This window comes from Paenibacillus sp. 10L310 (assembly GCF_056395745.1).
In genome coordinates this window covers 511801-524349 of sequence record NZ_JBFTKC010000001.1, presented here as the reverse complement: position 1 = coordinate 524349, position 12549 = coordinate 511801, and the positions used below count along the sequence as shown (strand labels likewise).

The window sequence follows — 12549 nt, the reverse complement described above, 5'->3', positions numbered from 1 at the left end:
TTCAAGGAAAAGCCTCCGAGAGCGTGTCCCGGAGGCTTTAAGTTGAAACAAGAACTGTTCCGACCCCGACCGATTAGCAGTCGAAGTAGAGGCTGTACTCGTGCGGATGAATGCGGATCGCTACTGCTTTCGCTTCATCACGTTTGAGGTTGATGTAGTTATCAAGGAAGTCTTTTGTGAATACGCCGCCTTCAGTCAAGAACTCGTTGTCAGCTGCCAGAGCATCAAGTGCTTCTTCCAGGGAAGCTGGCACACTGCGGATGTTTTCTTTATCTGCATCAGACAGGTCATAGATGTTTTTATCGAGAGGACCATATCCAAGCTCAGTTGGGTTAATTTTGCGTTTGATTCCATCCAGACCCGCCATCAACATTGCGGAGAATGCCAAGTATGGGTTAGCTGTGGAGTCTGGTGTACGGAACTCGATACGACAACCTTTTGGTGTCACAGCTGCAACCGGAATACGAACTGCTGCGGAACGGTTACCTTTGGAGTAAACCAAGTTAACTGGTGCTTCGTAACCAGGTACAAGACGTTTGAATGAGTTTGTACTAGGGTTAGTCAAAGCGATCAGTGCCGGAGCATGGTACAAGATACCTCCGATGTAGTGCAGAGCCATTTCACTCAGGTTAGCATATCCCGCTTTGTCATAGAACAATGGGGAATCGCCATCAAAGATGGATTGGTGAACGTGCATTCCGCTACCATTATCACCGAACAATGGTTTTGGCATGAATGTTGCTACTTTGCCATATTGACGTGCAGTGTTGTGCACGATGTATTTGTATGCAAGCAGGTTATCTGCTGTTTTCTTCAGTGTATCAAAACGGAAGTTGATTTCGGCTTGACCCGCTGTCGCCACTTCATGGTGATGACGCTCGATTGACAGGCCAGCTTCTTCCAAAAGGCGACACATTTCGCTACGAATATCTTGTTGTGTATCCACTGGTGCTACTGGAACATATCCGCCTTTAGTACGAACTTTGAAGCCCAGGTTTCCGCCTTCTTCCTGACGGTTGGTATTCCAAGAAGCTTCTTCTGAATCTACGAAGTAGGAAGAGCTGTTCGTGCCGCTCTCATAACGAACATCGTCGAAGATGAAGAACTCGGATTCAGGTGCGAAGAATGCTGTTGTACCTACGCCGCTTTCTTGCAGGAAAGCTTCTGCTTTAACAGCGATACTACGTGGGTCACGCTCATAACGCTCGCCATCCGGAGTGAAGATATCACACATAACATTCAATGTAGGGTGTGCAGTGAACGGATCGACATAAGTCGCTTCAGGGTCTGGCATCATAACCATATCGGACTCTTCAATTCCGCGGAAACCTTGGATAGAAGAACCGTCAAAAGCTACTCCATTTACGAACGTGTCTGCATCAACAGCCGAAGCTGGCAACGAGATGTGATGTGCACGACCAGCTAAATCTACAAAACGAAAATCTACCCACTCGATGTTGTTCTCTTGAATTGATTTCAATACGTTTTCAACCGACATGTATTCGTCCTCCCAAATATTCCGAACATTAAACAACCCCACTAAGAAAATGTCTAAATTCGAATTTTTTTCTGTCGTCATTATAAATTTTAAAACATGACATCGTCAATACTTATGTAAGGTATTTTTTGAAGGGATGTTAGATATACTCACACTTTATAAATAACATAAATTCATATAACAACTAGTTTTATATACATTTAACTGGTTTAATGCGGTAAAGCGACCCCTATTTTAACCTAAATCATGGGAAAAACTTCACATCATAAATGTTTCTTATCACTATTGATTAATAAATACGTTCAAAACTGCAAAATATGCAAAAAACCGAGCATCTATCTGATTCCGTTGCAATGAACGAGATCAGAGGAGATGCCCGGATGATGATCCAGACCTTGACTATGAAATTCTTATTACACGCCTACACGTGCCGGGAAAAATTCTGCCGGTTGTTTGGCTGTGCTGAATGATTTACCCACGATTGGTGCCAGTTTCTCCAGATCCTGCAACAGGTTGGCGAATTGGTCAGGGAACAAGGATTGCACACCATCTCCTGTCATGGAGTTATCCGGATCGGTATGCATTTCAATGATCAGGCCATTGGCACCTGCAGCAACAGAAGCTTTTGTCATCGGTTCCACCAGTTCACGTCGTCCAGTACCATGGCTCGGATCGGAAATAACCGGCAAATGGCTCAGAGACTGCAGAACAGGGATCGCTGACAGATCCAACGTATTCCGTGTGTAGGATTCAAACGTACGAATACCACGTTCACACAGCATAACATTTGGGTTACCACCCGCAAGAATGTATTCAGCCGCATTCAACAATTCATCGTATGTCGCACTGAAACCACGTTTCAACAATACGGGTTTGCCACACTCGCCCAATTTGCGGAGCAGGTCAAAGTTCTGCATGTTACGTGTACCTACTTGCAGAATATCTGCGTACTCGGCGCAAATATCCACATACTCAGGTGTCATGACTTCTGTAATGGTCAGCAGATCATGTTTCTTGCCTGCTTCCGCCATCATGATCAATCCTTCTACACCCGTTCCCTGGAAGCTGTAAGGACCCGTACGAGGCTTAAATGCACCACCACGTAACACTTGCCCACCAGCAGCTTTCACAAGCCCTGCAATCTCATCAATCTGTGCAGCGGATTCAACCGCACATGGTCCGCCCATGACAACAAGTTCTTTTCCGCCGATATCTACACCTTTGATGGAGATCACCGTATCTTCCGGATGGAAGTCGCGACTTGCCAATTTGTAAGACTTCGAGATTTTAACGACATTCTCGACACCTTTCATTTGGCGAAGATGCTCTTGCATTTTAGGTTCAACTTTACCAATCAAACCAATGATAGTACGATCCTCTCCGCGAGAGATATGCACCTGAAGCCCTTCTTTTTCAATAACTGCAACGATATCCTGAATCTGTTCCTCCGGTGTAGCTTTGCCTGCAATAACGATCATATTAATTCCCATCCTTCCTTGTATGAGAGCACAATAATTTCCTTAACGTGCGTCTGATTAAATATAAAAACTCTGTCGCGCTTAAACGCTTGTTCGCTTTTAAGCTTTTATCCGTTAAAGTGAATATACCATAGTTATCTGATTGCGTCAAGGTACACATTCCTTATCCATATACAAAAAAAGAATCCTGCTCCACAGGCTCCGACATTCGGATCTGCATAACAGGATTCTTCTCATTCACATCTCGTTTTTAATTCACATACACTTAGACTTGCTTTTACATTTCCTAAGGTGTACGTGTTTTTTCTCTAACTGGAGGCAACAGTTTGCTCATGTTCACGGTACGTTTGATCTCCCACGTCTCCGGCTTGTCATGTTCATACTGTTCCAGGTAAAGGATGACTTCTTTCGTGATCGGTGTTGGTGTTGATGCACCCGAAGTAACCGCCACCTTATTTACACCTTTCAACCATTCTTGCTGAATCTCGGAAACATCAGATACACGGTAGGCCGTAACACCCGCAATCTCCTCCGACACTTGTGCCAGACGGTTAGAGTTATTGCTGCGAGGATCACCCACCACGATAACCAGGTCCGACTGACCTGCCTGTTCCGCAACAGCTTCTTGACGAACCTGAGTTGCAAGGCAAATCTCATTATGAATCTCTGCGCCCGGAAACTTCTCCAGCAGACGGCTCATAATGTGTTTGATATCCCACTGGCTCATCGTTGTCTGATTTGTAATAAGGATTTTGCCTGGAGATACGTTCAGCTCTTCGATCTCTTCTTCCTTCTCGATCAGATGAACGAGATCTGGTGCAACACCAACGGCACCTTCTGGTTCAGGGTGATTCTTTTTGCCGATATAGATGATCTGATAACCTTCTGCCGTCTTCTCCCGAATGAGATCATGGGTCTTGGTGACATCAGGGCATGTTGCATCCACTGTTGTCAATCCTTTGTCCCGTGCCAACTTGCGCACTTCAGGAGATACACCGTGAGCTGTGAAAATAATCGTGCCACTCTCCACTTGGCTCAAAATATCCATCCGGTTCGGACCATCCAATGTAATAATACCTTCATCTTCAAAGGAATCCGTCACATGTTGGTTATGCACAATCATACCCAATATATAAATAGGTCGTGGTAAATCCAGATTGCGTGCCGCTTGACGCGCGAGCACCATCGCATCCACAACGCCGTAACAATATCCCCGCGGCGAAATTCGTAGTACTTCCACTTGGTTGCCACCCGCTTTCTTTCTCGGCAACGTTGCCGATGTAATTGCAGTCCTGTCTATTATACCTTTATTCGATAGGCGGAGCAAAGACAACCGGCAACCAGATAATAAAGGTGGTTCCTTCTCCACGTCTGGTCACAACCTCAACCGATCCATGGTGTTCCTCAATAATCCACTTCGCAATCGAAAGTCCCAGACCTATGCCCGGTGTCGCCCCACGGGATTCATCCGCCCGATAGAAGCGATCAAAGATGAACGGCACTTCGTCCCGATCCATCCCAATACCAGTGTCACTGATGCGCAGTCCCACCTGACCTTTGTATAATACGGCATCCAGCGTCACAGAGCCTTCAGGTGTGTATTTAAACGCATTTTCGATGAAAATAAACAGCATCTGTTGCAGATAGTCCTTGCTACCGTTCACATAAATGCCGTTCAGGGTGGAAAAATCTCCTGGAAGCCAGTCTGCCTGACGATCCAGAAATTGTGCTCTGCGTGCTACTTCCTGTACGAGTATCTGCAGCGGGATCGGATTCAGTTCAATTTTCTGACCCGTATCCGCTCTCGCCAGCGATAACATGTCGCTGATCAGCCTGCTCATACGTTTTCCCTCGTCCGCCATATCTTCAATGGCTTCCAGCGACATTTGTTTGACAGTCTCCTCATCCAGATTCGGTCGGTCGCTTCCTTCCTGATCCCACAGCTTCTTCAAGAAGTCCACGTTCCCGCGAATGGTGGTCAGCGGCGTACGCAGTTCATGTGATGCATCGGATACAAAGCGGCGCTGGGCAGCATTCGTCTCCTCCAAACCACGGAATGACAATTCTGTACGTTCAAGCATATTATTCACCGTTTCAATCAGACGTCCGATCTCATCCTTCGGCCCAGCATATTGAATACGTACACTTAAGTCATCTCCAGATTGAATCTGATTGGCGGCATCAATGACAGTCACGAGCGGACGCATCGACTTGCGAGCCAAGACGAGACCTGAGGTAATAGCCAATGCCATCGCTACCAGCCAGCCAAAAACCAAAATATTAAGCAACGCTTCCAGCAAGCGCTCTTGTGAACTTACATTCGCACCAACCTGAAGAATTCCACGTACTTCATTGGTACCCTGAAGAGAAAGGGGAAGCTGATTCACCAGAAACGGTGTACCATCCACATAGATCTTGGATATGCCTCGCTTTTCAAGAATTTCATTGGCTTTTAATACCGGAAACTGAATCTCCAGTTTTTTCATATTGCCGGAAATTATGCCTGAGCGACTCTGATAATCCCAGAGTTGAATGTAAATTTGTGCCTCCTGAAGCTGGCTCTCTGTAAATGGGTCCAGATCCAACGACTGCGAAAGAGGATTTACACCAATTTGATCCGTAATCCGGGCACTTTTCACCTTTAATTGCTGTTCGACTTCCTGATAGGAATTAAAATAAACAAAGGCATAGATGACAACGCCCCAAAAAATAAGCACGGCGGCCAGAATACCAGAATACCATGCGGTTAGTCTTAACCGAATGGACATGTCAGGAGTCACCTCTCAGAATATAACCGGCTCCCCGGATGGTCTGGATTAGACGTTTGCCACCGTATTCTTCAGTCTTCTGTCTGAGCATGGCAATGTATACTTCAAGCACGTTAGACTCACCGCTGTAATCATAACCCCAGATTTTATCCATAATCAGATCACGGGACAGTACCCGTCTTGGATTTTGCATGAACAGATTCAACAGTTCAAATTCTTTGGCAGTCAGCTCCAGACGCTGCCCATCTCGCAATACTTCACGTGAGTCATTGTCCAAAATGATATCTTCATACATTAAGCGGTTGTCCGGCGTACCCGCACTATCTGACTTGCGGCGCAACAATGCACGGACACGTGCCAATAATTCTTCCAGCGCAAAAGGTTTTACAAGGTAGTCATCGGCTCCTGTGTCCAGTCCGGTCACCCGGCTCTGTACTTCATCCTTGGCCGTAAGCATCAGCACAGGCACTTTGCTGCCTGCTTCTCTCAATCTGCGACATACCTCAAATCCGTCAATCTGCGGCATCATCACATCCAGCACAACGATGTCCGGCTCCTTGTCCATCAGTTTGCTGAGGCCTTCGGCTCCATTGGAAGCCGTCTGTACCTCATATCCTTCAAAAGCCAGCCCCCGGCGGAGCATGGATACAATTTTTTCGTCATCATCCACAATCAAAATAGTTGAGCGCATGGTGGTCTTTCTCCTTTATCCTAACGTTTTATCCCATTGTAACAGGCAGAAGCACAATCTGCATCTTCAAGTAGGCGTCTCCAATCCGTCCTGGTCCATTGTAACCCTGCTTCATCAGGGCAAAAAAACGGAAGGGCCTTCAAACCCTTCCGTTGTGTTAATCCTTGCCCGATATTTATGGTTGCTGCTGTTGTGTATCTGTGGTTTGTGAAGTATCAAAATCATTTTTGTTGCCAATTTTGATTTTCAGATCCATCTTCTTACCATCACGCACCACGTTCAGTGTAACTTCACTACCGATTTCCTGTTTCTTGATAAAATCAATCAGATCTTGACTTGTCGCGTACGGCGTCCCGTTGGCACCTGTGATGATGTCATATGCACGAAGATCTGCTTGGTAAGCCGGTGATTGGAAGATCGTGCTGGCTACAACTGAACCTTCGGTAACGTCTGTTCCCATTTGTTTAGCAACTTCAGGCGTGAGAGCCATCAGAGACGCACCGATAAAGGGTACTGGCTCTTTGGGAACTTCTTTGTTCTCTTTAAGATATTTAACAGCTTCAGAGATGACGCTCGACGGGATTGCAAAACCAATACCCTGTGCATCTGCGCTTACTGCAACGTTCATTCCGATAACTTCCCCATTCAGGTTAAGCAACGGACCACCGGAGTTACCCGGATTAATCGAAGCATCTGTTTGTAGCAAATGACTGTACTCACGTGTTTTTCCTGTTTCTTCATCTGGAATGCTGATCGTACGTTCTTTGGCACTCAGTACACCTGCTGTAACGGTGTGTTCGAATCCTTCAGGGTTACCAATAGCTACAAGCCATTCACCGACTTGAGTACTGTTGGAATCACCCAGTGGAGCTACAGGGAACGCATCGTCACCACTATTTTTCTCAATTTTCAATACAGCCAAATCCAGATCAAAGCTGCTTCCCAGCAATTTAGCCTCATAAGGCTTGCTGTTGTTCTCCAGGGTTACCTGGATTACATCTGCACCCTGAACAACGTGTTGGTTCGTCAGGATATATCCTTCTTTGTCAAAAATGAACCCGGAACCAATGCCCATAGGTACAAGCTGATTACCGCTTTGTGTTTGCTGGCTTTGGCCTTGATTGCCTTCCGTTCCGCCGCCATTACCAAAGAAGTATTGGTACAGCGGATCACTTGTATTTGATCCACCCTGACCCAATCCTGTACGTGAGGACTGCTTCGCGAGTGTTTCGATTTTGACGACAGCCGGACTTGTACTTGTTACTACGGAAGACACATCTTCTTTGCCTGTTGGCAGTAACGACGCTGTGACATTGTTGCCTCCGCCTGTGTTTGTAGACGCTTCCTGTCCTGAACTTTGATTGTCCGTGTTCGTAAGTGCCGTCTCCGGTGTGAACATGTTTGTTCTATCAGCTGTGTACATGAGAACGGTGATGACCAGCATCCCGGCAATAAAGGAAAATAGAAGTGATCTTACGGAAGAACGTGGCTTGCGGTTATTATAGTTCCAGTTGCCTTTGCCGCCATTCCCTTGATCTCCACCGTTACCTGAGCCGTTTCCACCGCCTGCTGATGATCTTTTCGCTTGTTCAGATGATTCACTATTATAGTAAGTAGGTACGGGTCTCACCGGATCAGGTTTTGTAATCTCTACATTTCCTTCTTCACGCTGATTAGTGCTTCCCATGTGATTTGCTGTATCTTCCTGATTCACGGACTGAAAAGGTCCATAAGAATAATAATAGGAGGATTCGTCCGTTCCGGAAGAATTGCGATTCTCCGTTTGTTTGGTTTCGTTTTCCTCGTCTTGACGGTTCGATCTATAGTTGCGTTCGTCCATGCCTCTCTACCTCCCAATCTCTTATTCCCAAGAGATATTCTTTAACTGTCCTTATTTTGTACTTTAAACCTTAACCGTACCTTAAAAACAATTAAAAAGGAGATAAAAGCACATAAGAATAGACTCTTTTCCCCGTCACGACGGCATTTTACCCTTTCGTTTTCACCCATCCCTGACGATGAGCATAGATGGCCAACTGTGTACGATCGTCCATCTCACATTTCATCAGCAGGTTACTTACATGTGTTTTGACGGTTTTGATACTGATATGTAATTCTTCTCCAATGTCTTTGTTGGTCTTTCCCTCTGCAATAAGCAGCAGCACTTCCTTCTCCCGTTCAGTCAGACCCGATTCACTCTCTCTCGCTGTACGTTGTCTGATTCCCCGGGTTAACGCCTGCGAAACATCACCTGTCATAACAGGCATGCCTCTATATGCCCCTTGCAGAGCATAGATCAGTTCTTCAGCAGAGACTGTCTTCAGTACATAACTTACCGCACCCGCTTCAATCGCTTGCACAACCAGATCATCCTCCAGGAAACTGGTGAGCATCACAATTTTCATCCCTGGAAATTCAGTCATGATGGCTTTTGTTGCTTCAGCGCCATTCATTACAGGCATCATCAGATCCATCAGGATCAGGTCCGGCATTTCACTATCATTTAACTTACGTAACTGATCAAGCGCATCCTGCCCGTGGCCCGCTTCTCCCATCACATGAAAAGTAGGTTCCAGCATCAGATATGTTTTCAAGCCCATGCGCACCATATCATGGTCATCCACAATCATCACGTTTACTTTACCACTCATTGCGTCTCCCCCTCTGGTTCACTCAGGAACGTTCGGGAATTTCGGGATCAATACCCGTACCGTCGTTCCCGCTCCCGGTTTCGATATAATCTGAACTTGCCCCCCAAGCTTCTCCGCCCGTTCACGCATGGTAGATAACCCGTATGAACCCGGACGCTCCGCTTGCTGTAAAAATCCCTGACCATCATCGCTGATGCTCATGCTGATCTGATGTTCACTCTCCCGTATGGACAGACTAACCACTCCCGCTTCTGCATGCTTCACAACATTGGCAACCGCCTCCTGAATAACAAGAAACAGCTGGTGCTCAATGGCATCCGAGATTCCGCCATCCAGTTCCAGCTCTTTCACACCTTTAAGACCATTCTGCCTGCAATAATCAGGAAACCAACTATCCAGTGCTGCGGTGAGGTCACGCCCTTCCAGCTCCACCGGTCGAAGTTGGGCAATCAGTCCTCGCATCTGACGCTGTGCAATATGTGACATCTGGATTAACTGGTCCAGTACTTTGCCACCATGTTCCGGATTCATCTCCAGCAGTCGCGGTAAGGACGAAGCCGACATATGCATGGCAAACAGTTGCTGGCTAACCGTGTCATGGAGGTCCCTTGCCATTCGTTTGCGCTCTTCAAGCACAGCCCGCTCCGAGGCTTGCTCCTTCTCAATGACTTCCTGCTCACCGAGGCGCTGAAGCAGTCTCATCTTTTTCTCAATCGAATCCATCATGACATTGAACTCCTGATAGACACGACCAAACGAAGCGTCATCCGCTTCAGGCATGCGCACCGCCAGATTACCCTTGGACACTTTCAACATGTTGAGATCAAGCAGGTCGATCTTGCGTTGGAGTCGTAATGCAGCGATATATCCGGTGATAACGGTGGCCAGCACAACAACAGCAACATAGGTCCATGCCCGCTGACGACCAGCCCCCATCAACACCTCTCCATACAATAGATAGAATCCGCCCAGCGTAATCAGACCAGTTAGCGCAAAATACATCATCAGTTCCCATTTATTGGCCTTGAGAATTGTTCGAATCATGCATTAACCCACCTTATTCACTTTGACGTCTCCGATAAACACACTTACAATAATCCGTACTTTTTTGCTTGCTTCATGGTAATGGGCAGTTTCAGCCTGGGCACTACTCAGGAATCCGCCGCGTTTCTGGTTCAACAGTGACATATCTCCAATGAAGGAATTTGTCGTCACCGTCACACCCAGATCCATATCTTCTGGTACAAATACTTTCACATCCCCAATAAATGAAGAAATGACAATCTTCGTCTCCCCATAAGGAATCTGTGCCTTGGTCAAATCAATTACAGTATCTCCGATAAAAGCCGAGATGTTCATTGGTTTTAACGAGAACACTTCCTGCCCCATGTACAGATCACCGATGAACGCCGATTTATTAATGGTATTGCCACTGCCATAATCCCCATAACCATTTCCGTAGCCATCATCATAATGTTCTCCATATCCCGTATCGTTAGAGTTATACGATTGATGTTTCTTCTTATATTGATGCCCTTGTGATGATGAATCCGTTGATCCTGTGAAGTGAGGGCCATGTGCATCGTTTTTCTGTTCCTGTTTTGGTTTGCCAAATGTTTTCTCGAACTGTTCGTCAAACGACGACGGCATCTCCAGATCCTCCGGAGCCAACGGTTTATAAGGTTGCTCAGGTGCTGGAGGTGGCTGCATCTTGTCATGATGTTTCCGATCACGACGTCGTGGCCCGATCAGTACGAACAATCCTCCGCCAATCAGCATAACCGGGATCAGATAACGAATGAACTCCCCCATGGAGTAATCAATCCATCCCAGGTTACGGGCAAGAAAGTAACCACCAATTGCCAGTACAATTACCGGTCCTATAAAGGCGTAACCCCCGTTGCGACGAATCTCGGAGATTCCTTTGACCCCCCACCAGATTAGAAATAACGGCCAATATGTTCTGAAAATATATCCTACATCAATGTCATATCCCAATTGTCTGAACAAGATCATCGCACCAATAGCAATAAGAGGTATGCCAACCCACCAGCGGTCACGCGTCGATCGTTTCATCGCTCATGTCTCCTTTGTCTGTATTATGTAATCAGTGTAACTCAGACAAGACAATGAGAACAGCGGCGGCAGGTGGAATTCATCTCGGTCTCGAGACTGAGATGGGAGGATATTAATGTAAAAAACTTCGCATATGTAAAACACCCCGGAGCTGCTGCTCCAGGGTGCTGAATCATCATTTGATTAATGAATCTTCAATTATTTTTTGTATTTCGATGCTTTGCCTTGACCTTGGCCAGTTTGGCCTGTGTTTTCTACACCGAACTCGGCATTGTATTTTTCATCAGGTGTTTGGAAATTATCTTGTACTTTGTTTTGAGCGGATTGCTTCACTTTTGCTGCTGCATTCTCTTCTCCAAACTCTGCATTGTACTTCTCGTTTGGCGTTTGGTACCCTTGTGATTTTTTAGCCACAACGAATCACCTCTCTCTTCATATTTACGATGCATTGCTGCACCGCGGGGTTCGTCCCCAGTCAGTATTATGTGAAGAGAGCACTTCAGTTATTCATGTTCAACATGTGAAATTAAATGGCCTTGTCCAACCACGAATCCGGTACAGATTTGTACACATCGATTGCATCGGCCAACTCGCTGAGCATCTTCTCTGTACATTTCCCAGCGCCTTGCCTGATCACCTGTACCTCCACATCTTTTTTGCCCCACTCTTTGTACACTTGCTTGGTTGTCGGGAAATACAGATCGATTTTATTACCTTTAATCGCTGAACCCGTATCTGCAACAATTCCGTAACCATAGCCCGGAATGTACAGAATGGACCCCATTGGGAATAATTTTGGATCAGCTGCAATCGTGGAAACTGTTTCTTTATCACGACGTACTTTGACACCGGAATACGTAATTCCGTATTGAGGATGTTTGGGTCCTTTTCCTGTAGACTCAACACCTGCCGTATATCCCGTTGCTGTAACCTTTTGTGTACCCAGGATTTGTTCTGAACGCGGAGCAAGCACCGGCATAGACGGATCTGCCACTTGTTTCTCTGGAAGCTCAGGTCTTGGAATGACCATTGGTTGTGGTGACCACAATAAAGCCATATACACCATGGTCGTCAACTGAGCCTCATCGCTGTATTGATGGCTAACCTGTTCCGGAAATTCTTGATCAGACTTGCTCGAAGTTTCAATAATTGGACCTTCAATGCCGCTGCTCTGACTCTCGACATGCAGTACTGTACTTTCCTCTTCAAATGTATAGGCATCCGCCTGATTCAGGTTAATCATCATCCCGGCGAACATCACACAGCCAACCAATAAACCCCGTATATGTTTCTTTTGAATTGAGAATTGCTTTTTCATTGTATAACCTCCCCCTCACTGCAAAGGTTTTCCAAAAAGCAATTAATCTATACTTTTTACTGCAAACAC

The 12549-nt window shown here is 46.2% G+C and carries 11 protein-coding genes; all 11 read right to left on the bottom strand.

Annotated features, from left to right (window positions below; all coding sequences use genetic code 11):
* Window positions 1-73: 73 nt before the first annotated feature.
* Window positions 74-1498 carry a type I glutamate--ammonia ligase gene (gene glnA, locus AC1DE7_RS02735; RefSeq protein ID WP_036669830.1) on the bottom strand — a complete coding sequence of 475 codons (1425 nt, stop codon included), beginning with the start codon at window positions 1496-1498 and terminating at the stop codon, window positions 74-76.
* Between the two features lie 413 nt (window positions 1499-1911).
* On the bottom strand, window positions 1912-2976 hold the full coding sequence (gene aroF, locus AC1DE7_RS02730; protein WP_036610039.1) for a 3-deoxy-7-phosphoheptulonate synthase: 1065 nt from the start codon (window positions 2974-2976) through the stop codon (window positions 1912-1914).
* A gap of 286 nt (window positions 2977-3262) precedes the next feature.
* A complete protein-coding gene (locus AC1DE7_RS02725; protein ID WP_036669829.1) occupies window positions 3263-4216 on the bottom strand; it encodes a 4-hydroxy-3-methylbut-2-enyl diphosphate reductase in 954 nt (317 codons plus the stop codon).
* 67 nt (window positions 4217-4283) lie between these two features.
* Window positions 4284-5744 carry a sensor histidine kinase gene (locus tag AC1DE7_RS02720; RefSeq protein WP_127544400.1) on the bottom strand — a complete coding sequence of 487 codons (1461 nt, stop codon included), beginning with the start codon at window positions 5742-5744 and terminating at the stop codon, window positions 4284-4286.
* 1 nt (window position 5745) lies between these two features.
* The gene (locus tag AC1DE7_RS02715; RefSeq protein WP_036610048.1) at window positions 5746-6435 is read right to left on the bottom strand and encodes a response regulator transcription factor; all 690 of its coding nucleotides are present in this window, start codon (window positions 6433-6435) and stop codon (window positions 5746-5748) included.
* Between the two features lie 175 nt (window positions 6436-6610).
* Window positions 6611-8275 (bottom strand): S1C family serine protease, encoded by a 1665-nt coding sequence (locus AC1DE7_RS02710; protein ID WP_477533705.1) that lies wholly within the window; start codon window positions 8273-8275, stop codon window positions 6611-6613.
* 148 nt (window positions 8276-8423) lie between these two features.
* Window positions 8424-9086 (bottom strand): response regulator, encoded by a 663-nt coding sequence (locus tag AC1DE7_RS02705; RefSeq protein ID WP_017689597.1) that lies wholly within the window; start codon window positions 9084-9086, stop codon window positions 8424-8426.
* A gap of 18 nt (window positions 9087-9104) precedes the next feature.
* Window positions 9105-10130 carry a HAMP domain-containing sensor histidine kinase gene (locus AC1DE7_RS02700; protein ID WP_036669825.1) on the bottom strand — a complete coding sequence of 342 codons (1026 nt, stop codon included), beginning with the start codon at window positions 10128-10130 and terminating at the stop codon, window positions 9105-9107.
* Window positions 10131-10133: 3 nt separating this feature from the next.
* The gene (gene liaF, locus AC1DE7_RS02695) at window positions 10134-11162 is read right to left on the bottom strand and encodes a cell wall-active antibiotics response protein LiaF (protein ID WP_036610055.1); all 1029 of its coding nucleotides are present in this window, start codon (window positions 11160-11162) and stop codon (window positions 10134-10136) included.
* A gap of 198 nt (window positions 11163-11360) precedes the next feature.
* Window positions 11361-11576, bottom strand: a complete 216-nt coding sequence (locus AC1DE7_RS02690) for a hypothetical protein (RefSeq protein WP_036610057.1) — start codon at window positions 11574-11576, stop codon at window positions 11361-11363.
* A gap of 112 nt (window positions 11577-11688) precedes the next feature.
* On the bottom strand, window positions 11689-12228 hold the full coding sequence (locus AC1DE7_RS02685; RefSeq protein WP_081595013.1) for a 3D domain-containing protein: 540 nt from the start codon (window positions 12226-12228) through the stop codon (window positions 11689-11691).
* Window positions 12229-12549: the final 321 nt, after the last annotated feature.